The following is a 24,023-nucleotide window of genomic DNA, read 5'->3' on the forward strand; positions in this document are numbered from 1 at the left end:
ACGACAAGCTGTACGACCAGGACATCTGGCTCACCAACTCCGTGCAACAGACCAGCAGCCGCGAGATCAGACACCGGCTGATCAGTTGGGACCGCACAAGCATTCAATATCCGCTGCACATGATCTACAGCATCGCCACCACCGTCATCGACGCAGGAGGATGGAACACTGAATATCGGCGCACCAACGTGACGGTTGCGCAGGAGCGCGCGGTCGACGGCGATCATTACCAATTTGGCCGCGGCTACTTCAGCACGCATGCGGACAGCCATTTCTATTCCGTGCGCAAAGGCGGCGACCAGCAGCCCGATCCGCGCTCGATGAGTTCGACCTCACGCGATTACCGCGATAATTTCGGCAGCTGCTATCGCGCGGGAATGACCTCCAACAACGGAACGATCACCGGACTCTCCAAGGGCGAAGGCTGCCGCGATGATCACAACGGGGTGGTGTGGTTCGCACATCCCGATGGGTCGCCCGACAACCTCGATTGGGAGCACTGAGCAACCAGCCCATCGCACCTTGGTCGAATACATGCCCAAGCTGCGATGCGTGCAGGAGAGGGATTGCGTAGGCTGGGATGAAATCCCAGCTTTTTGTGTGCAGGTGATGCTGGGATTTCATCCCAGCCTACGCTGGCTGTTCGCTGATCGCGGCTCCATTCGCATCCGGCAATCGCTGAAACAGCAACTCCCGCAGCCTGCGCGCCAGGTCCGCGTGGCGATACGGTTTGGCGAGTATGGGAAATTCCAGGTTTTCCTCTTCGTTGAGCTGCGCGTAGCCGGTGACGAGCAGTACCTTGAGGCTGGGATCTTGCCCGGTGGCCTGGCGTGCCAGTGCAATGCCATCCATCGTCCCAGGCATCACCACGTCAGACAGCAGCAACGCGTAGCTGTTCTGCTTGAGCATCTGCAGTGCCGATTCCGCATCATTGGCAACGCTGGCCTGATAACCGAGCAATTCCAGTATCTGCTGGGTGGTGGTGGCGACGTCGACGCGGTCTTCCACCAGCAGGATGCGTGGCTGCGCGGCGGGTGCGGGAGTTTCAACCTGATTTTCCCGCAACGGCGCCTCGGTATAGGGCAGCAGCAAGTGGACGGCGGCACCGCTGCCCTCCTTGCTTTCCACATAGACGGTGCCGCCGGATTGGCGCGCGAAGCCGTAGGCCACCGACAAGCCCAGCCCCACGCCCTTGCCTTCGGTCTTGGTGGTGAAGAACGGATCGAGCACGCGGTTGACGATGTCGTGGGGAATGCCGGGGCCGTTGTCGGCCAGGACGATTTCCACGTAACGCCCCGGCTCCACGCTGCGCAGCACGGCTTCCTTGTAGGCCAGTTCGCGGTTGAACGTGCTGATGTCCAGGCGCTGGTCCGCAGCGCCCCGCATCGCGTCGCGCGCGTTGATGGCGATGTTGACGATGATCGGCTCCAGCTGTGCGGGATCGGCAGCGCAATGCCATGGTGTCGGCTGCAAGTGCAGGCTTACCTGGATCTGTTCGCCCAAAGCTTGCGTCAGCACGCTGCTAAGCCGATGCAGCACCTCGTTGATATCGAGCGGCCGGGAGGCGAAGGTTTGCCGCTTGGAAAACACCATCAGCTGCTTGGTGAGCGTGCTGGCGCGATCGATGGCGTGGCGGCAGGTGTCGATCGTGCGTGCGGTGCGCCGCGCGATGTCCTCGTTGGCCGCTACGCTCAGCTCGATCACTTCCAGCGCGGACTGGATCACTTGCAGCAGGTTGTTGTAGTCGTGCGCGACGCCGCCGGTGAGCTTGCCGAGGGCCTCCAGCCGCATCGCCTGCTGCAAGGCTTCCTCGGTTTCCTTGCGTTGCGAGATGTCGCGCTGATAGCCGAAGTAGTACGCCACTCGCCCGCTTTCGTCGCGGACCGGGCAGATGTACAGCAGGTTCCAGAACGTGCTGCCGTCCTTGCGATAGTTGAGCAGCTCGCTCGATACATCGCGCTGCTCCCGCAGGGCATCGGCAATCTCGCGCACCGCTTCCCGGTCGGTATCGGCCCCTTGCAGGAACCGGCAGTTGCGCCCGAGCACTTCTTCACGCGCGTAACCGGTCATGTGCACGAACGCATCGTTGGCGTAGACGATGGCCTGCTCCGGCGACGCGTCGGTCACGATGATGCCCACGCTGCTGGCCTCGATGCCCTTGGCCAGCGTCGCCGCGTCGAGCGGTCGTTTCTTGTTCGAGGAAAACTCCATCCCTGCCACGCCGCTCTTCAGACCTGCGTGCGAGTTCATAGATGCCTCCTGTTCGTGCCTCGTTGTACGCTCGCCAACATCGCGAATGCGTGAAGAGCCGTCAGACTTTTTCGCCACGATGTTTAGACGAAATTTGTAGCTTGCTGTGAAACCGACGCATGGAAACAGCTCACTTTGCACCACGTCGACGCATGCATTGGCGCCTGCTTCACCCTCCCGTGACGGTTTTGCAACGTGGGCCGACACGACAGTGCGATGCTGCGGCGAATGGGTGCGCCGACGCGGCAGTGGGCCGGCGGCATGCCTCTTGCTATTGCACTGCGCCATGCGCGGCGCACTGGACAACTGCTAGGGTGGCCGGATATAGATCGATTTAAACAGGGTGCGCGGCGCTGCTCTTGCGGCGCGGCGCAGCGGGTATCCACATCCTAGTCACGGCTCAGCAGCATGCTTGAATCCATTCGCTTGTCCGCGGGCGCCTCACGGCCTTTCTCGAAACTCGTGCTGCTGTTGCTGTTGCCGCTGGCAGCCTGCCACGTCGCCGCACAGACCACCTCGCAGAGCATCGACAGCGGCTGGCGCTTTCGCCTGCTGCAAGGCGATGCGCAAGCGCCGAGGCATCACGATGCCACGCGCTGGCATACCGCCAGTGTGCCCGGCACGGTGCAAACCGATCTGATGGCGGCAAAGCTGCTGCCCGATCCGTTCTACCGCGACAACGAAGCGCGCGTGCAATGGGTCGGCCTGAGCGACTGGCAGTACGAAACCACCTTTACCGTCGACAAGGCCACGCTCGCGCGCGATCACGTGGAGCTGGTGTTCGACGGCTTGGACACCTTTGCCGACGTCTATCTCAACGGACAGAAACTGGCCGCCGCGGACAACATGTTCCGCCGCTGGCGCGTGCCGGTGAAAGCCACCCTGCATGCAGGCAGCAATACGCTGGAGGTGCGGCTGTATTCGCCGATCAAGCGTGTACTGCCGTGGCTGCTCAAGCAACCCTATGCGCTGCCGGGCGAGTTCGATTCCGCTTTTGGCGACGAACCCAAGGGCAAGCAGACCGCCAATTACGTGCGCAAGGCGGCTTATCAATATGGCTGGGACTGGGGCCCGCGCATCGTCACCGAAGGCATCTGGCAACCGGTGCATCTGGACAGCTGGAATGCCTTGCGCGTGGATGGTTTCCATGTGCAGCAGAACTATGTGGGTGCCGAGGCGGCACACGTCACGGCGCAATGGGACGTACTTGCCGACGCCAGCAAGACGGTACACGTGAGCGTGGATGCGATCGGCCCGGATGGGCAAGTCGCAGCGCACGTGGAGCAGGACGTCACCGTCGATCCTGGCAGCAACACGGTAAGCCTGCCGCTGCGCATTGCCGATCCGAAGCGCTGGTATCCGGCCGGTTACGGTGCGCAGAACATGTACACGTTCAAGGCCAGCATGCGCGATGGCGACCATGAGCTGTACAGCGTGCAGCGCGCGATCGGCCTGCGCAGCATCGAACTGCGGCGCGAAAAGGATGCCTGGGGCAAGAGCTTCGCCTTCGTGATCAACGGCATTCCGGTGTTCGCCAAAGGCGCCGACATGATCCCGTTCGACAGTTTCCCGCCCCGCGCCACCGATGTGCAGATGGAACGCGTGCTGCAATCCGCGCGCGACGCGAACATGAATGTCGTGCGCATCTGGGGCGGTGGCTATTACATGCCCGATGCGTTCTACGAGATGACCGACCGGCTCGGTCTGATGGTGTGGCAGGATTTCATGTTCGGCGGCGCGATTCCGCCGAGCGACGTCGCCTTTGTCGACAACACCAGGCAAGAGGCGATCGAGCAGGTGAAGCGCCTGCGCGACCACCCCAGCATCGTGCTCTGGTGCGGCAATAACGAAGTGCAGACCGGCTGGGATTCATGGGGCGACCGCCTGGCATTGAAAAAGGCCATCTCGGGCGATGAGCGCGAGAAACTGGTGATCGGCATGGTCAACCTGTTCAGCAATACGCTGCGCAACGTGGTCACGCAATACGATCCCAGCGTGCCGTACTGGGCCAGCTCGCCCAGCACGGATTACGACGGCCCGGCGAACGTGCTGTACGACGGCGATTATCACTACTGGAACGTGTGGTCCGGCGAGGCGAAGCCGGTGACGGAATACCTCAATGTCACGCCGCGCTTCCAGTCCGAATATGGCCTGCAATCGTTCCCCGAGATGCGCACCATCCGCGCCTTTGCCGACGCGGGCGATCTGCAGCCGGAATCGCCGGTGATGCGCGCGCACCAGAAGTTCGACAGCGGCAACGGCAACAAGCGCCTGCTGTTGTACATCACGCGCAGCTACGGCGAGCCGAAGGATTTCGAGTCGTTCGTGTATTTAAGCCAGGTGATGCAGGCCGAGGGCATCCAACTGGCTGCCGAGCACCTGCGTGCGTCGCGGCCGCAGGCGATGGGTTCCATGTATTGGCAGCTCAACGACGTGTGGCCGGGGGCATCGTGGTCCAGCATCGATTATTTCGGGCGCTGGAAGGCGTTGCAGTTCCATGCGCGGCGATTCTATGCGCCCTTGCTGGTTGCAGCCTTGCGCAATAACGGTACGACGACGGTGTCGCTGGTCTCCGACAGCACCGCGCCCACCACGCTGCATTGGCGCATGCGCACGATGGATTTTTCGGGCAAGGTGTTGAGCCAACATGAGACGTCTGTCGAGCTGCCCCCCTTGAGCAGCACCAAGGTGGCTACGTATACCGATGCGCAATTGCTCAACGGCGCCGATCCGCACGCGACGTTTGCGGTGTTCGAGCTGGTGGATGGCGACAAAGTAGTGTCGAGGAACCTGGTGTTCTTCGATGAGGCCAAGACGCTGGCATTGCCGACGCCGCAGATTCACACCTCGCTGGCGGCGGATGGCGATGGCTATGCGTTGACCGTATCCAGCGACAAGCTTGCGCGGGATATATGGGTTTCATTCGGCGATCTGGACGCCGATGTTTCCGATAACTCGTTCGATCTGCTGCCGGGGCAAAGCATTACGCTGACGGTGCATGGCAAGGCGGGGCTGGATAAGTTGCGGCACGCGTTGCGGGTGCAGGATCTGGCGGGTGTGATGCAGAAGTCCCCATGAGCTGTGTCCCCTCCCCTGCTCGCAGGGGAGGGTTAGGGTGGGGTGCGAGCGTAGCGAGCAGCAGGAGCCCGCCACGTGCTACTTGCTAGTGGAAGTTGCCGCGGCGTTTGGCTCTACGCTAAAGCCCAAGCGACCCCACCCCGACCCTCCCCTACTTCGCAGGGGAGGGAGCTCATCGCGGTAAATACGCTTCCCGACGCCGGAATGACGGCGCTTTCAAAGGAGACAACGCTACGCCATGTCCACACGCCGCGATTTTCTCAGGCTGATAAGCACCGCCGCCGCCGCAGGCATGGCTGGCGTCGCGCTGCCCGCCATGGCCAACAACGCTTCGAACTACACCAGCAAACGGCCTGCGCCGGCCAAGCGCAAATTCCTCAGCCATGCCGTCGAACAGCAGCTGGCCCGCGTCAAGGCATCCATTGCCGATCCCAAGCTCGCCTGGATGTTCGAGAATTGCTATCCGAATACGCTCGATACCACGGTGGAACTCGGCACGCTGGACGGCAAGCCGGATACCTTCGTGATCACCGGCGACATCGATGCGATGTGGTTGCGCGATTCCTCCGCGCAAGTCGTGCCCTACATGCCGCTGGCGAAACACGACAAGGCGCTGCAGCGTCTGTTTCGCGGCCTGATCCGCCGCCAGGCGCGCTGCATCCGCATCGATCCGTACGCCAATGCCTTCATGCCCGATCCGCACGCCAAGCCGCTGGACTGGTCGGTGCACGACGATACCGACATGAAACCCGGCGTCGGCGAGCGCAAATGGGAAGTGGATTCCTTGTGCTATCCCATCCGCCTAGCCCATGGCTATTGGCAAGCCAGCGGCGATGCCGAGCCGTTCGACGACGACTGGCGCGCGGCCATGCAGCTGGTGCTCAAGACCTTCCGCGAGCAGCAACGCAAGCACGGCCACGGCCCGTATCATTTCCAGCGCACCTCCAAGATACCCACCGAAACGCTGATGCTCGGCGGCTACGGTAATCCCACGCGGCCGAACGGCATGATCCATTCCATGTTCCGGCCCTCCGACGATGCCTGTCTGTATCCACTGTCCGTGCCGTCCAACCTGTTTGCGGTGTTGTCGCTGCGCCAGCTTGCGCAGATGAGCCGCGCCCTGCATAACGATGCCAGGTTTGCGGCGGAATGCGAGACGCTGGCGAGCGAAGTGGAACAGGCCGTGCAGAAGGACGGCCACCTGCACGATGAGCAAGGCCAGGCGTTCTGGGCGTATGAAATCGACGGCTTCGGCAACCAGCTGTTCATGGACGACGCCAATGTCCCGAGCCTGCTCGGCCTGCCCTACCTGGGCTGCTGCGACCGCAACGATCCGGTGTATCGCCGCACGCGTGAGCGGGTGTGGAGCAGCCACAATCCGTATTTCTTCCGCGGCAAGGCCGCCGAAGGCATTGGTGGTCCGCACGAAGGCCTGCGCATGATCTGGCCGATGTCGATCATGATGTACGCGCAGACCAGCCTGGACATGGCGGAAGTTCGCCAATGCTTGACATGGTTGCGCGATACCGATGCGGGCAGCGGCTTCATGCATGAGTCGTTCGATCAGGACGATCCTGCGACGTTCACGCGTAGCTGGTTCGCGTGGGCAAATACCTTGTTTGGCGAGTTGATCATCGATATGCAGCAGAGGTATCCCGCCCTGCTGCGCAGCGAGCTTTGAATAGCGCGCAAATTGGGTGAGGCATAGCCGAGCCCCAACATCGGGAGATACACGACGATGACGGCGCGCGCGGGACGCGCGCTTCACTCGCGTACTTCACGCCGGCTTTCGTCTGCAAGCAGAGGATGGCAACAGCCCGTCGCACCAGCTTGCCAAGGCTGTGATGAGCATCCCAACGGCGGGTAGGTCCCCGATGTTGGGATTTCAGCCCGGCCTATGACGCGACAAGGGTGCGACGTCTTCACGCGGTCTTCACGTGATCGCTATCAGATCGATGCAAAAAGCTGCCAGGCGCCCATGAGCATTCACAACGCCCCTACATCGCTCCCGATAAGGGATAACATCCTCTCCGGCTGGCGTTGCTGCGCCATCCCGCGTAGAGGGACATCACCGTGCGGGTAAAGAGGGGATCAAGCCTGATGAAGCGACCTACTCCGGCCGATGCGGCCAAGTTCGTGGGAGCCGTGCTCCTGTTCGTTGCCCTGCCCTTGTTTGCGCAGTCTTCCGCGGCCGGCGCAGCCGCGCAGATCGACCCGGCGGACAGCGACTACCTGATCGGCACGCTGGTGCTGTTGCTGGTGGTGATGGGCACGTGGCTGGTGCTGCTTTACCGGCGCTTTCTTGCCATGCGCAAGGAAATGGGCGCCAACGTGCGTTTGCTGGATGACTTCTTCCAGCACTCCAACGTGGCGATGAAGGTGAAGGACAAGGACGGCCATATCCTGCGCATCAACGACATGGCCGCCGGCCTGATGGGGCGGCCGGCCAAGGACTTGGTGGGCAAGACAGTGGACGTGGTGGCCACGCCGGAGACGGCGGAGCTGATACGTACGCACGATCACGAAGTGCTCGATGGACAGGGCGTGACGGCCTATGAGGAGCGCCTCAACTATCTTGGCGGTTCCTACGCCTTGCTCACGCGGCGCTTCCCGGTGACCGACGAGCACGGTGCCGTCGCCGGCGTGGGCGTGATCTCGATGGACATCACGCAGCGCATGCACACCGAGCAGGAGCTGCGCATCGCCAAGATGGAGGCCGATTCGGCCAACCGCGCCAAGTCGCTGTTCCTCGCCAACATGAGCCACGAGCTGCGCACGCCGCTCAACAGCATCATTGGCCTGAGCGAGCTGACCTTCGAACAGGCCGAGGAACGCGAGGATCGTGAAACCGCCGAGATCATGCAGCGCGTGGTCAACGCCGGCCGGCATCTGCTCTCGCTGATCAACGACATCCTGGATATTTCCCGCATCGAATCCGGACGCATCGAACTGCACACCGAAGTGGTCCACGTGCAGACCTTGCTCGAAAGCATCATCCATTCGATGCAACCGCTGGCCAGGGCCAATGGCAACAAGCTGCTGCTGGAAGTAGCGCCCGGCGTGGATCTGGCCTGCATCGACGTCACGCGGCTGCGCCAGGTGATCCTCAACCTCATCGGCAACGCCATCAAGTTCACCCGCAACGGCGAGGTGAAGGTGGCGCTTTCCTGCCAGGCGGAACACTTGCAGATTGTCGTGGCCGATACCGGCATCGGCATGACGCCGGACCAATTGCAGCGCATTTTCGAACCGTTCGAGCAAGCCGACCGTTCCATCGCGCGCCGCTTCGGCGGCTCTGGCCTTGGCCTGACCATCTCGCGGCAATTGCTGGGCCTGATGGATGGCAATATCGGCGTAACCAGCGATATTCAATCCGGCAGCGTGTTTACCGTGACCTTGCCGGTCGGCGACGTCAGCAACGCCGAAGCGCGCCCTTTCCTGCCGGCCAACGAAGTCCAGCCGATGCACGGACGCAACCAGGTGGTGCTGGTGGTGGACGACGACGAGGACGCCTGCGAGCTGGTCCGCAATGCACTGGAGCGCGACGGCATCAACGTGGTCAGCGCATCGTCCGGCGAACAGGCGCTGGCCCTCACGCGTTCGTTGCGGCCGGCGGTGATGGTGCTGGACATCCTGCTGGGCGACATGACCGGATGGGACGTGCTCGCCGCCATCCGCGCCGATCCCGAGCACGCCGAGTTGCCGGTCATTCTTTGCACGGTCACCGATCCGGATCAGCGCACCGGCGTGCTTGGCGTGGTGGAGCACCTCACCAAGCCGTTCGACCGCGATCATCTGGGCCATCTGGTGCAACGCTTCGTCGGCAGCGGCAAGAACAGCTCGCTGCTGGTGGTGGACGACGACGATTTCTACCGCGACTCGATCGCCAACGTGCTGCGCCAGGAAGGCCATCAGGTGGACACCGCACCCAACGGCGAGCACGCCCTGGCGATCATGCGCAACCGCCGACCCGATCTGCTGCTGTTGGACATGGTCATGCCCGGCATGGACGGCCTGGCGGTGATCGAGGCAATGCGCACCGATCCGCTATTGGCGCCAGTGCCGATCATGCTGGTGACGGCGGCGGATATTTCGCCGGAAGTGACGCGGAATTTGTATGAACGCGCCGTGCTGCTGGTCCGCAAGGGCGAGACCGATCATGCCGACGTGGTCTATCACGTGCATCGCCTGCTGGACCGCTTGCAGATACCGACGAGCGGCAGCGAGGCGAGGGCAGCCACATGACCACCGTGCTCTACGTCGAGGACGACGAAGACAATGCCTTCATGCTCGGCCGCCGGCTGCAGCGGCACGGCATCCAGATCCGTCACGTCGAGGATGGCGAAAAGGCGCTGATCGCGGCGGTCTGGAAGCGTCCCGACGCCGTGCTGCTGGATATCAACCTGCCCGGCATCAACGGCCTGGAAGTGTTGCAAAAGCTGCGCGCCAATGCGCTCACCAACGACGTGCCGGTGATCGTTCTCTCGGCGCATGTGATGGAGGACGACATCCTGCGCGCCATGCAGGCGGGTGCGAATGCCTTCGTGCCCAAGCCGATCGATTTTCCGAAGCTGCTCGATGCCTTGCAGCGCGTCATTCAGCACGATAATCCAGACTTGGAGGACAGCGCATCGTGAGCCCGGACGCTCGAATACTGATCGTGGACGATGACGAAAACAGCCGATTCATGCTGCGCAAACGGCTCAAGCAGCTGGGTTTTCAGCATGTGGCCGAGGCGCGCGACGGCGAGACCGGGCTGGCCGAAGCGCTGCGCCAGCCGCCCGACATCATGCTGCTGGACGTGATGATGCCCGGTTCCGACGGTGTCACGGTGTTGCGCGCCATGCGCGAGGACGAACAGCTGCGCGGCATCTCCGTGCTGATGATCTCCGCCCACGAGACCTTGGAGATGGCCGCGCAATGTATCGAGCTGGGCGCGGAGGATTACCTGGCCAAGCCGGTGCTGATGCCGTTGTTGCGCGCACGCATTACCGCCGTGCTGGAGCGGCGCCGCTTGCGTGCCGTCGAACATGCTTTCCTGTCGCACTTCGACGCGCAGACCGAACTGCCCAATCGCACCGCGCTGGTGGAACGCACCGAGCGCCTGATCGCCTCCGGCCGACCGCTGGCGCTGGTCGCGGTAGCCTGTAACAACCATGCCAACATCGCGCTCGGCACCGACGAGCATCACGCCGCCGCCTTTTTGCGCACGCTGGCCGCGCACGTGCAGGCCCAGTGGGAACAGGTCGACACCGTTGCGCGCATCGCCGAAGGCATGCTGGGCTGGCTGGTACCCGACGCGCAGGTCGACCAGCAATTGATCTTGAAGGTCCAAGCGGTGCTGGGCATCACCCACACTGCATCGTCGCCAGCACTCAGTTCGATGCATGCCCTGACCGCCAGCATTGCCGTGTGGCCCGCCACCGACGAGGCATGCGTCGAGGCGGCTGAACTGTTGCGGCTGGCGATGAATGAAGCGGCCCGTACCGATCCCTTGGGCGATGAGCGCGTGACGCTGGCCGACCCGGCGCTGCGCACCCGTACCCGCACGGCACTGGTCATTCACCAGGAACTGGAAGAAGGGCTGCAGCGCGGGGAGCTGGAACTGTATTTCCAGCCGATTTTCGCGGTGCAGAATGACCCTCGCCCGGTCGGCGCCGAAGCCCTGTTGCGCTGGAATCATCCGCAACACGGTGTGCTCGTCCCCGGCGATTTCCTGGCGGCGGTCGAGCACACGCCGTTGATGAGCCGTATCGATGTGTGGGTGATGGAACATGCCATTGCCAGTCTCGAGACCTGGAGCCCAGGCCTGCCGCCCACTTTTCGTCTGCATGTGAACGTCACCGCGCGCAGCCTTGCGTCCGGCCGGCTGATGGATATCCTCACCACCGGCCTGCCGGAATCGGTGCGCCGTCATCTGGCTATCGAATTGACCGAGCGCCTGTATGTCTCGGACATGCTCTCGTGCAGCGCCACCTTGCAGTCGTTGCGTACACTCGGCATCCACGTCGCGCTGGACGATTTCGGTACCGGCTTTTCATCGTTGAGCCACGTGAGCTTGCTGCCCTGCGACACCATGAAGATCGATCGCAGTTTCGTCAGCGGCATCGATGTGGACGCACAGACGCGCCGGTTGCTCGAATCCATGATCGGCATGGCCCGCTCGCTCGGCTTGACGGTGATCGTAGAAGGCGTGGAAAACGATGGCCAACTAGCCGTGCTGCGCGAACTCGGCTGTTCATTCGTGCAGGGGTTCCTGCTCGGGCAACCGCGGCCGGAGCTGGATTTTTTGACGCATCTGCATTGATGCCGCGTCAGTGCCACAGCACGACATGGAGCCGCCGTGCCGCCAAGCGCTTACGATGCGCCCGGGTACACTCGATGGATAAGCCAAGCCCACTACCAGCACAGAAGTGACACGCGGCGGTACTCCTGGCATCCTGGGGGGCGCAGGCTAGCAGCCTTTTCTGCTGCCGCGGAAGGCTGGAAGTACCAGCCTGCTGGCGTTGCAACCGGCCATGGTCGGCGCGTGCTGGACGCTCGCTGTTTATAAGGTGCTGCCTGTTATGAGTATGCCAAGCATCAGCAGTACGCCGTCACCATGGGTGAATGGCCTGGCTGCAAGCCGCCACGGCCACTACAAAACGCCGCCATCATCGGCGCCCGCCGTCTCGACGGCCACTCCTGCCACAGCCGCGGAACCGTTGGCTTCGGCTATTGCGGCGGCGTTGACGCAACTTGGGCTGATCCCTGATATCCGGGATGGCACCGCCACAACGAACGGTACGTCGCTCGCGCTCGATCCGCCGCAACCGCGGGCAGCGCAACAGATTCAACAATATAGGAACACGACGCCGGCATTCTCGGGCCTGGCTCAGGCGCTGAGCGCCAGTTCGAGCCATGCGCCAGCAACCTCCGGTGAGGCCAGCGGCCTGGCAACGGTGTTTCAAAGTCTCTGGACGTCGCTTGGGTCTTCATCCGGCATAGCTACCGGCACTTCAAGCAACGCCATTCCAAGTTTGCCATCGTTCCTGAACACGCTGGCGCGCAACCTTAGCGAGAGCGGCGTTACCGGCTTACGTGGCGTATTTGTCGACACGGTGGCTTGATGGCGCACGTCATCGGGGGCTCCGGTGAGGCGGCCAAACCATAGCCGCACGGCAAAACGGAATCGCATCCCTGACGGGTTTGTTCGTAGCGCGCCATGAATAGGAAAGCCGCTCCTGCGGCAGACAGCCGCACAGAAGTTATTTTGCATTGCCGCAAAATATCGAGAAAATCCTTTTATATCAGTCAATTAATCTCGACAAAGAAAAATTTGGATCGAGGCAAATTTTTCGTTTACAGTCGTTCGGTAGCTTTGGCCTGAGCGGCCAAGTGCTTGGCATATAAAAGTGAGTGCGTTTTGCACGCGATCGGGGCCGTTACCCCGCAAGCTTTGCGCTGACGCCTTCGCTTCCACGACAACGAGAAAACGGGGAGTAGCAGCATGGTGTCACGTCGAAGGTTCCTGCAGAGCTTGGGGGCGGTGGCGGCCCTGGGTGGTCCGTTGCCTGCGCTGGCGCGATTGGCGCAGGGTACGGCTGCGGCCACGCGCGCGACGGGTACCACCGCGAAAACCGGTGGTGTGTCGCGATATGTCGATGTATTCGTCGGCACTGGCGGGCATGGGCATACGTATCCCGGCGCGTCGATGCCGTTCGGCATGGTGCAGCTGAGCCCCGATACGAACGACGCCGGCTGGGATGCGTCGTCCGGTTACCACCAGGGCGACGGGTCGATCATGGGCTTCTCGCACACGCACTTGAGCGGAACCGGTGCGGCGGACATGCTCGACGTGCTGGTCATGCCCGCGCAAGGCGAGGTGTTGTTGCAGCCGGGCGCACGTGGCTTGCCCGACGTGAACTATCACTCGCGCTTCGATGGCGCCGCCGGCAGCGGGCCGCAGCTGACGGAACATAGCAAGGCGCATCCGGGACATGGTTATCGCTCGCGCTTTACCTCGGAGCACGCGCGGCCTGGCTATTACAGCGTGCATCTGACCGACCACGATATCCGCGCGGAACTGACCGCGACCATGCGTGCGGGCTTGCATCGCTACACCTTCCACGGCACCGGCAGCGGGCATCTGCTGGTGGATTGGGCGCACGGTTTCCACGACGATTACAAAGTGCCCTGCAAGGTGACCGATGCGCAGCTCAAGCTGGTCGGCAACGACACGCTGGTCGGCAGCCGTCGCGTACATCAGTGGGCGGATGGACGCTACATCCACTTCGCAATGAAAGTGTCGCGGCCGTTTTCGCAAGCCACGCTCTATTCGGAAGACGTGGCCGCTCCCAGCGGCACCGGCGAGATCAAGGGCACGCACCTGAAGGCGGCGTTGCATATCGATGATGTGGCCAAGGAACCGGTGCTGGTGAAAGTCGGCATTTCCGGCGTGGACATCGAGGGTGCGTTGCGCAACCTGGATACGGAAGTGCCCGCGTGGGAATTCGACCAGGTAGCACAGGCGGCGGCCGATGCGTGGGAGCAGGAGCTGAGCCGCATCCGCGTGGAAGCGTCGTCGGAACGCACGCTGCGCGTGTTCTACAGCTCGCTGTATCACACCATGCTGGCGCCGACGTTGTTCAGCGACGTGGATGGGCGCTATCGCGGCATGGACCTGGCCATCCATCAACTGCCGCAGGGGCAGAACAACTACAGCACGTATTCGCTGTGGGATACGTACCGCGCGCTGCATCCGCTCTACACGCTGTACCAGCCCGAGCGCGTGCCGGATTTCCTCAATTGCCTGGTGCGCATGGCGGAAGAAAGCCCGCAAGGCCCCGCGGTGTGGCCGCTGCAGGGCGTGGAAACGGGCTGCATGATCGGCTATCACTCGGCCGTAGTGCTGGCCGAAGCGCAGGCGAAAGGCTTCACCGGCATCGATTACGCACGGGCGTGGCCGATCTATCGCAAGCGTGCGATGGAAGATGACTACCGCGGCCTGCCCTACTACCGCAAGCTCGGCTACATCCCCAGCGATAAGGAACCGGAAGCAGTCAGCAAGACGCTGGAATACGCCTACGACGACTGGGCGGTATCGCACATGGCCGATGCCGCCGGCGAAAAGCAGCTTGCCGAGGCACTGCGCCAGCGCTCGCGCAACTATCGCCACGTGTTCGACACCAAGCTCAACTTCATGCGCCCGCGCGGCGAGAATGGCGAATGGCTGGAGCCGTTCGATCCGCGCGGCATGGGTCATTCGAAGGAATGGCGCGATTTCACCGAATCGAACGCCTGGCAGGCCACCTTTCTCAACCAGCACGACCTGTACGCGTACATGGGCCTGTTCGGCGGCCCAGACGTGTTCGAGCGCAAGCTGGACGAATTGTTCACCACCAGCTCCAAGCTGCCGCCGGATGCGCCGCCGGATATTGCCGGCATGGTGGGCCAATACGCGCACGGCAACGAGCCCAGCCATCACATGGCTTATCTGTATGCGTACACCGGCTCGCACTACAAGACGCAGTCGCGCGTGCGCATGCTGACGGAAACCATGTATCCGCCCGATCCGGATGGCCTTGCCGGCAACGAAGACTGCGGCCAGATGAGCGCGTGGTACATCCTGAGCGCGCTGGGCTTGTATGCGGTCGATCCGGTGAGCACGAACTATGTGTTCGGCAGTCCGGTGCTGGATTACGCCGAGATCAAGCTGGGTGGCGATCGCAAGCTGGTGATTCGCACGTTCAACAACGGATCGGATCGTCCATACATCCAGTCGGTGACCTGGAACGGCAAGCCTTGGACGAAAAGCTGGATCAGCTATGCGGAGCTGACGGCGGGCGGCGTGCTGGAATTCCACATGTCGGATACGCCGAACATGGCGTTCGGCGCGAAGCTGGAAGATCGGCCGCCGGCGTTTGGCATGGCGGCGAGCGAGGTGGTGGCGATCGATGCTGCCTGATCGCGGTTAGGCAGGTTTGATGTGACGAGCCCGGTGCGATTCGCGGTCGCATCGGGCTTTTTTCTTGATGCCCCGCATCTGAAGAAAATTTCATGCATTCCTTGATCCGTCGCCCCGGCGAATCTTTGCAGACTTGGATCTAAGACATTTGGACGTCCAATTGTCTGCGCAGGCCAGTTGCTTGATGTTTGGGGCCATCGACAAGCGAATGCGCTTTCGGGGGCGAACTTCGCGTCCGTCAAACACACCAAGTTCCTGCATCGCGTGTGGGGCGATGCACGGTGACGTGATCCCAGCATGTCATCATCGGGGCTGTTTCCTGCACTCCCTCCCGAAAGAGGAAATAGTCCCTTGAAGCCCCGGCAACCTGTCCCCGGTTGCCGGGGCTTCATTCTTTTCTGTATTCGCCACGCGACTGCAACGCGCGATGGCATGCCTATTGTCGATGCGGGCCAACAATTTGTGATCGCAGGCCAAACATGTAAAGCGTGAGCGCCGCACGTCATGGCGCGCGGTAATGTGAAAAAAGCATTCGCATCGCCGAACCGTTTTTCTGCACCTCCCGCTGGGCTTTGCCCGGCGTGGACCGTTATTGCTCTTTGTTGGGGAGAAACCAATGCATCGTCACGAAAACAAAAATCTTCAGTACAAGAAGATTGCCTGGGCGGTCACGCTCGCCTTCGGTATGGGGAGCGGCGCCGTGCTGGCGCAAAGCACGTCGGGTTCCATCTACGGCACCGCCGATCCGGGTGCGCAGGTATCGGTGATCAACGAAGGCAGCGGCACCACGCGCACGACGATCGTGGGCAGGGATGGCCGTTACCAGTTCAACTCGCTGCTGCCCGGCAAATACCAGGTGAATCTGCTGGAGAATGGCAAAACCGGCAATCAGGAAGTGACCGTGTTGGCCGGCCAGGGCGCCAACGTGAACCTGGCCACCGCGGCTGCGGCCAGGAACCTCAGCACGATCAGCGTCACCGCCAATGCGATGGCGGCGATCGACGTGTCATCGGTGCAGACCAATACGGTGATCACCGCCGAGCAGATGAAGGCGCTGCCGATCGAGAAAAACGTGACGGCGGTGGCGCTGCTGACACCGGGCGCGGTGAAGGGCGATGCCTATTTCGGCAACCTCGCCTCGTTCGGCGGTTCGTCCGTGGCCGAAAACGCGTACTACGTGAACGGCTTCAACGTCACCAATCAGTTCGATTCGCTGAGCTTCTCGCAGGTGCCGTTCGAAGCGATCGACCAGGAATCGGTGCAGGATGGCGGCTACGGCGCGGAATACGGCAACGCGACCGGCGGCGTGATTTCGGTGAACACCAAGCGCGGCACCAACGAATGGAAAGGCGGCGTGGACATCACCTGGAATCCCGCCGAGACGATGGCCAGCGAGCCCAACGTTTATTTGAACAACGGCAACATGTCGTATTCGGCGCGCGGCAACAAGAACGCGTCGATCGGCAATAACAGCAGTTGGAACCCGATCGACTTCACCTCGCGCTGGAATGCATGGGTCGGTGGTCCGTTGATCAAGGACAAGCTGTTCGTGTTCGCCCTGGTCAGCCAGACCAAGACGGATTCGGATTACTACAACCCGATCACGCAAGCAGGCAGTGGCGGCTACCAGCAGCAGACCGAGAAAGATCCGTATTGGTTGCTGAAGCTGGACTGGAACATCAACGACAGCAACATTCTCGAATACACCGGCTTCAACGATACGCGCAACTACAGCACGAATGTCTACAACTCGGGCTTCACCGCCGACAACACGCCGTATCACTATGATTACCAGGGCACGGTGACCACCAAGTACGGCGGCCAGAACAACATCCTGAAGTACACCAGCTACATCACCGATGATTTCACGCTGACCGCGCAATACGGCGAAAACAAGAACAAGCGTTACAACAGTGCGGTGGCCGCAGATGGTACGGTGGAAAGCTACGATGGCGTGATCACCAACGAGGCCTCCGGTTGTCCGGTGATCATCGATGACCGCAATCCGGTGCTGGCAGGCACGGTCTCGCCGTACAGCCACTGCAACTTCGTACCGGGCAGCTTTCTTACCGCCTACGACAGCCAGGACAGCCGCAAGTCGTTCCGCCTGGACCTGGAATGGAAGCTCGGCGATCACGACATCACCGCCGGCTGGTCGCGCGACGTCACCACCTCGATGTACGGCCAGGCGTACGAAGGGGGCGCCTTGTGGGAATACCTGCCGGACAGCTCCAGCTCCGGCGCCGCGGCGGACGAGAACTACGTCGAGAAGGTGGTCTACAACACTGGCGCCAAAGTCAGCATGACGCAGCGCGCCGAGTACCTGCAGGACAACTGGCACGTCACGGATAACTTCCTGGCGCGCATCGGCGTGCGCAACGACCAGTTCAACAACAAGAATGCGCTCGGCCAGACGTTCGTGCGGCAGGATCACAACCTGCAGCCGCGCCTTGGCTTCGCCTGGGACGTGCATGGCGATTCCACGCTGAAAATCTACGGCAGCGCGGGTGATTATTCGCTGCCGATCGATGCCGGCGTGGCCATTCGCGGCGCCGCCGCCTCCCTCTACAGCTACCAGACCTTCACCTATACGAGCGTGGACCCGACCACGGGCGCACCGCTCGGTTTGACCGCGACCAGCCCGGTGGGCTATGCCAATGCCGAAAGCGGCGTGGCGCCGGCGGCCTCTTCATATACGCCACAGGGCCTGAAACCATTCAAGCAGCGCGAGTTCATCCTCGGCGCACAGCAGCAGTGGAACGACTGGACCCTGGGCGTGAAGGGCATCGTGCGCCACGTGCTTACCGGCCTGGATGACGAATGCGATTTCCGTCCGATCGCCAAGTATGCCGACTCGGTCTACGGCTTTGATTACTCCACCACATCGCTGAGCCCGGTGTTGAACAGTGGCGACGCGGTCGCTTCCACCCTCAACGGCTGCTTCATCAACAACCCGGGCAGTGGTGCCACGCTGTATCTGCCGCTGGATCCGAACAACCCGAACAAGCTGTACAAGGTGGTGCTGAGCGGCAACGACATCGGCGAGCCGGCGTACAAGCGCAATTACTATGCAATGGAACTGACCGCCGAGCGCAATTTCAACAACAAGTTCTACCTCAATGTGTCGTACACGCTGGCGCGTTCGTACGGCAATACCGAGGGACTGGTGGATTCCAACATCGGCCAGGCCGATACCGGCACCTCCGAGCTGTTCGACTATCCGGAGATCATGCTCGGCAACAATGGCAACCAGACCAACGATCATCGCCACACGCTGAAGGCTTACGGCGCTTGGCGCATTACGGATCAGTGGCAGGTCGGCGCCAACCTGATCGGCCAGACCGGACGTCCCGAGAACTGCTACGGCGATGCACCGATCGATGCGGAAATCGGCGGCTACGGTTCCACCGGCGGCTCGCCGTACCTGTATTGCTACATCGATGGGGTTGGCCAGTATGTGGCGCGCGGTTCGGCCGGCACCACGCCGACGCTGTGGCAGCTCGATCTTAGCGGCTCCTACCATCCGCGTTGGCTGAAGGGCCTGACCCTGCGCGCCACGGTGTTCAACGTGTTCAACAAGCACACGGTGCTGACGGTGAACGAGGACCAGAATGCCAACAGCGGAGCGTCGCTGTATACCAGCACGACGTATCTGACGGCGACCGGTTATCAGGCGCCGCGGTATCTGCAATTGAATGCGGAGTATGACTTCTGACGGTGCTTGTGCCCTCCCTGCTGTTGGCGGGGAGGGCCTTTGCATGGCGAGCCTCGCAGGAAGCTTGCGTAGGTTGGCGGCGATCCGCTCCCTCCCCTGCGACAGTAGGGGAGGGTTGGAGTGGGGTTGCATGTGCTTTAGCACGCAGCCGACTGTCACCACGACTTTGATAACAGGAAATACGCGATAGCCACGTCGGGTCCGTACAGCTCGCTGCGCTCGCACCCCACCCTAGCCCTCCCCTACTTCGCAGGGGAGGGGACGTATCCTGGCGAGCGAGAGGTGCACGCTATCGAGGCGTATAGGTTGGTGGTGAGCGTATGCGAACCCCAACGTCGCCATGCACATGGATCACGGTGTTGGGGTTCGCTGCGCTCACCGCCAACGAAAGATCACGCTACGTCCTTAAGTTCGGAGCATTGACCCTAGCCCTCCCCTACTTCGCAGGGGAGGGGACGCGTCCTGGCAAGCACGCGTTACGCGTTCAAGTACCCGTCGACAACAACCGCGCCCGATACCTGCTCGGCGACTCGCCCGTCCAACGGCGAAACGCCCGCGTGAGGTTGGCCGGATCGGCATAACCCATGCGCACGGCGATTTCGTCCATGCGCAATACGGGATTCAATACGTCGCGCAACACCGCGTCCTTGCGCGCATCGTCCACCAGGCCGCGAAAGTTGAGGCCGAGGCGTTGCAGTTTGCGCTTGAGCGTGCGGCTGGACATGCACAGCATCCGCGCAGCCACCTCGATGCTGGGATAGCCCGTGCGCTCGTGGCCTTGCAGCAGATCCATCACGCGCACGACCAGATCGTCGGAACGGCGCAGGCGCACGCGTTCGCGTTCGCACTGGGCTTTGATGTAGCGCAGCGTGGAGGCGTTGGCGCTGGCCAACGGGGTGTCCAGATCGGCGAGCGGCAGGCGGATCAGGCTGAGGTTGGTGTCGAAACGCGTGGCGACCACCCGCTTGCGGTAGCGAGCGTAATGCAGCGGTTCGGGACCGCGGTGCCAGACTTCCATGTTGGGCAGCAGGCGTTGCGCGAGTTGTTCGCACAGGCGCGTGGTCATGCTCATGATGCGATCGACCGCGCAGAAGCGCATCGGCGCGCGCGCGGCCAGGTCGTGCACGATCAGTTCGGCAAAACCATCGCGCTCGGTAAGGCGCAGATTGAAGGTGGTGGTGCGCAAGTCGAGAAAGCTGGCCCAAAGCTCGAGTGCGTCGCGCAAGGTGGCGCAGCTCATCAAGCCGTAGCCGAGCATGCCGTGCCAGGTGACGGTGCTGTGCAAGCCGATCTGGTAACCGATGCCGGGGTCGTTGGTGAGCCGCACCGCGCTGGTGAGCAGGAGTGCATCCTGCTGCGTGCTCAGGCGGCCGCTATCTTCCAGTTGCTCCGGGCGGATGCCGGTGCCGGCCAGCGCCTGGTCCCGGGAAATGCCCTGCTGCTCCAGCAGCTGCAGCAAGGCCACGGCGTAATCGACGTGAACGTCGTCTTTGTACAGCTTGTGCATACGGCTACCTCACCCGCTTGAATTGTCTGTCCGCACCGCAAGCGGCGCTACGTAGGCCAAGCTTTGGGCAGGACTGTGCAGGAAATTTGGAGATTCCATGGAATCATCCGCCTGCGCTTGAAACGGTCGGGCCAAACGGCGCTAATGGCGGCAGGGACCACACCCACACGATCTTTCACCATGCGCCCTGGGCTCACCGCCAAGCTATTTCTTGCGATGCTCGCCGTCGCCGTGTTCGCCGTGCTGGCGATGGGCGTGGCTGCGCGCTTGAGTTTCAATCGCGGTTTTCTCGGCTATCTCGCCACCCAGGAGACCGAGCGCATGCAGAGCGTGGCCGCGTCGCTGGCCACGGCGTACCGCACGCACGGCAGCTGGGATTTCCTGCGCAACAATCCGCACGCGTGGCTGGACGCGATGCGTCCGGGTCATTTTTCCGGCCTGCCGCCGCCGCACGCATTCGGCGACTCCAACCCGCCCGACCAACCGCCGCCCGATGATGGCGATGGACAGCCGTCGCCAGGCGGGCACGATCATGGTCCGCCCGACCCCCAGGAACCGCCGCCCGGCTTGATGCACATGGATGCCCCCGGTTCGGTCTCCATGCTCACCGGCACCGATTTCCGCTTTGCCTTGCTGGATGCGCAGAACCAGCTGCTGTTCGGCAATGCCGCAGCAGTCACCGCTGCGCATGCGGTGAAACAGGCGATCGTGGTGAATGGCCGCACGGTTGGCTGGCTGATGATGCTGCCCTTGCGCGACGTCACCGCCACCGGCGACCTGCGTTTTCAGCACGGGCAATATCAGGCCAGCTGGATCATCGGCGGTTCGGCGCTGCTACTGGCTGCCCTGCTGGCGATCTGGCTGGCGCGTACGCTGCTGACGCCGGTGCACCGCATCGCCAAGGCCACGCACGCGCTGGCGGAAGGCAATTACGCTACGCGTGTGGAAACCACTTCGCACGACGAGTTGGGCCAGCTGGCGCGCGATTTCAACCAGCTGGCCGTGGCGCTGGAAAAAACCCAGCGCGCGCGGCGCCAATTCGTGGCCGATATCTCACACGAACTGCGCACGCCGCTGGCGATCATGCGCGGCGAACTCGAAGCGCTGGAGGATGGCGTACGCCGCTTCGACAAGGATGCGATCGTGTCCCTGCAAAGCGAAGTGGGCATGCTGAGCAAGCTGATCGACGATCTGTACCAGCTCACGCTGGCCGACGTCGGCACCATGCTTTACCGCAAGGTGGAGGTGGACCTGCCCAAGCTGCTGGAAGGCATCGCCGATACGTTCCGCGACCGCTTCCGCCGCGCCGAGGTCAGCTTGCAATGGAACCTGCCGTCGACACCCGTGCTGGTGAATGCCGACGAAGGCCGCTTGCAGCAGCTGTTCGTGAACCTGTTCGAAAACAGCGCGCGCTACACCGATGCCGGCGGCGTGCTGCGCGTCAGCTGCCGGGTGATGGCCGATAGTGCGGTGGTCGATCTGATGGATTCGGCGCCGGGCGTGGACGAGACTAGCTTGCCGCGCCTGTTCGAGCGCTTCTACCGCGAGGAAGGCTCGCGCAATCGCGCCAGCGGCGGCGCCGGCCTGGGACTGGCGATCTCGCGCGCCATCGTGGAAGCGCATCACGGCGCGATCGACGCGCATCCTTCGCCGCTCGGCGGCCTGTGGCTAACGGTGCGTCTTCCGTTGGAGAAGGCGTGACATGCACAGCACACCGACGGACAACCGAATACCCACGCTCGCGCATATCCTGATCGTGGAGGACGAACCCAAGCTGGCCGCACTGGTGGGCGATTACCTGCGTGCCGGCGGCTACGACGCCAGCTGGGTAGCCGATGGCCGCGAAGCGATTCCCGCCATCAAGGCAAAGCTGCCAGACCTGGTGCTGCTCGACCTGATGCTGCCGGGACGCGACGGCCTGGACATCTGCCGCGAGCTGCGCAGCTTCAGCGACGTGCCGGTGATCATGCTCACCGCGCGCGTGGAAGAGATCGATCGCTTGCTGGGTCTGGAGTTGGGCGCGGACGATTACATCTGCAAACCCTTCAGTCCGCGCGAAGTGGTGGCACGGGTGAAGACCATCCTGCGGCGCGTGCGCCACAGCGGTGAACAACCTGGCAACCCGGCGCTGCGCATCGATGAAGCCACGCATAGCGCGGCGTTCCATGGCGTGCCGCTGGAACTCACGCCGGTGGAATTCCGTTTGCTGAAGACGCTGGCTGCCAACCCCGGCCGCGTGTTTTCGCGCGATCGGCTGCTGGACAATCTGTATCTGGATCATCGCGTGGTGACGGACCGCACCGTCGACAGCCATATCAAGAACCTGCGTCGCAAATTGGAACAGGCAGCACCTGGACAGGATCCGATCCGCTCGATCTATGGAGTAGGCTACAAGCTGGAAATCGAGTGACGGTTGGCGCGGTTCGCGCTGTTGGATCCCCGCACGAGGTGTACATGATGCGCAGCGACGTGCTGATCATCGGAGCAGGTCCGACCGGGCTGTGGCTGCGCGATGCGCAGGCCAGACCGGAAGCCGTAGACGTTTATTTTACGAGTCGCGGCATTAGGGCAACACTGAATAAGTATCGCCGTCGTCATGATGTCTGGAAGGCTCGCAGGGTGTGCCGCGTGGCGCCGGGAAGACTGGCCGTCTTGCCAAGCCGCGCGGCGCAGCATGCGGGCCTTCCAGACATCACCCCATCATTTAGCATGTGGGGCCCGCCCTGTCTGTCCACATGCCTTCGGTCCGTCGTCTCGACAGACAGCCAGTCTGCCTTCCTCGCTCCTCAAAGCCGGGCACATCCATGTGCCCTCCCCGCGTACGCCGACGGCCCTGCGGCCTGCGAACAGACAGGGCGGGTGACGACGGCGATACTTATTCAGTGTTGCCTTAAGCTCGGACCCGCGCGCGCGGTCCTTTCCGCCCCACCCGGTAACGTTGCGCACACAGGGGATCTCCATGAATCCTGAAGAATCCATGCGCACCAAGCGGTCCGCATCGGCAAGCGACGATGCCATCGGCACCTCCACCAAGATCGCCAGTGTCGCGGTAGCGATCGGCGGCTGGGCCGCGGGCATGTATGCAGGCTTCAACCTGCTGCCGCCGCTGGTGGCCACGACAGTGGTGTGGCTGGCCGGCCGGAAGCTTTTCAGCGCGTCGAAGCAGATCATGCTGCCCGCGTTCTGCGTGCAGGCCGGGCACCTGGTGTGGTTCGTGCTGATAACGGTGATGGGCCGCCAGCTGGCCAGCCCCAACCTGATCGACATCGTATGGCTGGCGATCGGGCTGGCGTGGCTGGCGCTGCGTCCGGGCAAGGCGGCGCTATGCGTGCTGGCGGTGTATCAACTGCTGGCGCTGCCCTACAACCTGCTGCAGTTTACGCAGGCGGATTTCGGTACGCCGGCAAACAAGGTCTTGCTCGTCCACATCATCTGGCGTTGCCTGGCGCTGTTCTACATGGCGCGCATGTTTTACCGGATGGGCAAGCCGGCTGGGGTGGACGAACGGAAAGCGCCCTGAGAAATTG

At 62.5% G+C, this 24,023-nt stretch carries 13 protein-coding genes and 1 pseudogene; 12 read left to right on the plus strand and 2 right to left on the minus strand.

Annotated elements, in window-relative coordinates; translation table 11 throughout:
- A pseudogene (locus VMA74_RS19375) lies at positions 1-503 on the plus strand (hypothetical protein); the annotation flags it as partial.
- A gap of 127 nt (positions 504-630) precedes the next feature.
- On the opposite strand, the gene VMA74_RS19380 reads toward VMA74_RS19375, so the two are convergent.
- Positions 631-2,250, minus strand: a complete 1,620-nt coding sequence (locus VMA74_RS19380; RefSeq protein WP_325369989.1) for a PAS domain-containing protein — start codon at positions 2,248-2,250, stop codon at positions 631-633.
- Between the two features lie 408 nt (positions 2,251-2,658).
- Between VMA74_RS19380 and VMA74_RS19385 the strand changes: the two genes are divergently transcribed.
- The 8 genes from VMA74_RS19385 (at position 2,659) to VMA74_RS19420 (ending at position 18,989) form a co-directional block, all read left to right on the plus strand.
- Positions 2,659-5,328: a beta-mannosidase gene (locus VMA74_RS19385; protein ID WP_325369991.1), complete on the plus strand. Its 2,670-nt coding sequence runs from the start codon at positions 2,659-2,661 to the stop codon at positions 5,326-5,328.
- A 238-nt stretch (positions 5,329-5,566) separates the two neighbouring features.
- The gene (locus VMA74_RS19390; protein ID WP_325369993.1) at positions 5,567-7,009 is read left to right on the plus strand and encodes a glycoside hydrolase family 125 protein; all 1,443 of its coding nucleotides are present in this window, start codon (positions 5,567-5,569) and stop codon (positions 7,007-7,009) included.
- Positions 7,010-7,428: 419 nt separating this feature from the next.
- The gene (locus VMA74_RS19395; RefSeq protein WP_325369995.1) at positions 7,429-9,573 is read left to right on the plus strand and encodes a response regulator; all 2,145 of its coding nucleotides are present in this window, start codon (positions 7,429-7,431) and stop codon (positions 9,571-9,573) included.
- Positions 9,570-9,965, plus strand: coding sequence for a response regulator (locus VMA74_RS19400; RefSeq protein ID WP_325369997.1), 396 nt, complete (start codon positions 9,570-9,572; stop codon positions 9,963-9,965). Before VMA74_RS19395 ends, VMA74_RS19400 begins: the two co-directional genes overlap by 4 nt.
- The gene (locus tag VMA74_RS19405) at positions 9,962-11,635 is read left to right on the plus strand and encodes a putative bifunctional diguanylate cyclase/phosphodiesterase (RefSeq protein ID WP_325369999.1); all 1,674 of its coding nucleotides are present in this window, start codon (positions 9,962-9,964) and stop codon (positions 11,633-11,635) included. The genes VMA74_RS19400 and VMA74_RS19405 overlap by 4 nt, the downstream gene beginning before the upstream one ends.
- 211 nt (positions 11,636-11,846) lie before the next feature.
- Positions 11,847-12,437: a hypothetical protein gene (locus tag VMA74_RS19410; RefSeq protein ID WP_325370000.1), complete on the plus strand. Its 591-nt coding sequence runs from the start codon at positions 11,847-11,849 to the stop codon at positions 12,435-12,437.
- A 380-nt stretch (positions 12,438-12,817) separates the two neighbouring features.
- On the plus strand, positions 12,818-15,274 hold the full coding sequence (locus VMA74_RS19415) for a GH92 family glycosyl hydrolase (protein WP_325370002.1): 2,457 nt from the start codon (positions 12,818-12,820) through the stop codon (positions 15,272-15,274).
- Positions 15,275-15,890: 616 nt separating this feature from the next.
- Complete coding sequence (locus VMA74_RS19420; RefSeq protein ID WP_325370004.1) at positions 15,891-18,989, plus strand: TonB-dependent receptor; 3,099 nt, start codon at positions 15,891-15,893, stop codon at positions 18,987-18,989.
- A 484-nt stretch (positions 18,990-19,473) separates the two neighbouring features.
- On the opposite strand, the gene VMA74_RS19425 is transcribed toward VMA74_RS19420, so the two are convergent.
- Complete coding sequence (locus tag VMA74_RS19425; RefSeq protein WP_325370006.1) at positions 19,474-20,496, minus strand: AraC family transcriptional regulator; 1,023 nt, start codon at positions 20,494-20,496, stop codon at positions 19,474-19,476.
- 180 nt (positions 20,497-20,676) lie between these two features.
- On the opposite strand from VMA74_RS19425, the gene baeS reads away from it, so the two are divergent.
- The 3 genes from baeS (at position 20,677) to VMA74_RS19440 (ending at position 24,016) form a co-directional block, all read left to right on the plus strand.
- Positions 20,677-22,197 carry a sensor histidine kinase efflux regulator BaeS gene (baeS, locus tag VMA74_RS19430; protein ID WP_325370008.1) on the plus strand — a complete coding sequence of 507 codons (1,521 nt, stop codon included), beginning with the start codon at positions 20,677-20,679 and terminating at the stop codon, positions 22,195-22,197.
- A gap of 1 nt (position 22,198) precedes the next feature.
- On the plus strand, positions 22,199-22,906 hold the full coding sequence (locus VMA74_RS19435) for a response regulator (RefSeq protein ID WP_325370010.1): 708 nt from the start codon (positions 22,199-22,201) through the stop codon (positions 22,904-22,906).
- 549 nt (positions 22,907-23,455) lie between these two features.
- Positions 23,456-24,016 carry a hypothetical protein gene (locus VMA74_RS19440; protein ID WP_325370012.1) on the plus strand — a complete coding sequence of 187 codons (561 nt, stop codon included), beginning with the start codon at positions 23,456-23,458 and terminating at the stop codon, positions 24,014-24,016.
- Positions 24,017-24,023: the final 7 nt, after the last annotated feature.

Source organism: Dyella sp., assembly GCF_035508675.1.
In the GTDB taxonomy this organism is placed as follows: domain Bacteria; phylum Pseudomonadota; class Gammaproteobacteria; order Xanthomonadales; family Rhodanobacteraceae; genus Dyella_B.

What these genes read in the sequence shown, in the direction of transcription:
- VMA74_RS19380 (WP_325369989.1), bottom strand. Translation starts at nt 2,250, where the DNA reads ATGAACTCGCACGCAGGTCTGAAGAGCGGCGTGGCAGGGATGGAGTTT.
- VMA74_RS19385 (WP_325369991.1), top strand. Translation starts at nt 2,659, where the DNA reads ATGCTTGAATCCATTCGCTTGTCCGCGGGCGCCTCACGGCCTTTCTCG.
- VMA74_RS19390 (WP_325369993.1), top strand. Translation starts at nt 5,567, where the DNA reads ATGTCCACACGCCGCGATTTTCTCAGGCTGATAAGCACCGCCGCCGCC.
- VMA74_RS19395 (WP_325369995.1), top strand. Translation starts at nt 7,429, where the DNA reads ATGAAGCGACCTACTCCGGCCGATGCGGCCAAGTTCGTGGGAGCCGTG.
- VMA74_RS19400 (WP_325369997.1), top strand. Translation starts at nt 9,570, where the DNA reads ATGACCACCGTGCTCTACGTCGAGGACGACGAAGACAATGCCTTCATG.
- VMA74_RS19410 (WP_325370000.1), top strand. Translation starts at nt 11,847, where the DNA reads ATGGTCGGCGCGTGCTGGACGCTCGCTGTTTATAAGGTGCTGCCTGTT.
- VMA74_RS19415 (WP_325370002.1), top strand. Translation starts at nt 12,818, where the DNA reads ATGGTGTCACGTCGAAGGTTCCTGCAGAGCTTGGGGGCGGTGGCGGCC.
- VMA74_RS19420 (WP_325370004.1), top strand. Translation starts at nt 15,891, where the DNA reads ATGCATCGTCACGAAAACAAAAATCTTCAGTACAAGAAGATTGCCTGG.
- VMA74_RS19425 (WP_325370006.1), bottom strand. Translation starts at nt 20,496, where the DNA reads ATGCACAAGCTGTACAAAGACGACGTTCACGTCGATTACGCCGTGGCC.
- baeS (WP_325370008.1), top strand. Translation starts at nt 20,677, where the DNA reads ATGCGCCCTGGGCTCACCGCCAAGCTATTTCTTGCGATGCTCGCCGTC.
- VMA74_RS19435 (WP_325370010.1), top strand. Translation starts at nt 22,199, where the DNA reads ATGCACAGCACACCGACGGACAACCGAATACCCACGCTCGCGCATATC.
- VMA74_RS19440 (WP_325370012.1), top strand. Translation starts at nt 23,456, where the DNA reads ATGAATCCTGAAGAATCCATGCGCACCAAGCGGTCCGCATCGGCAAGC.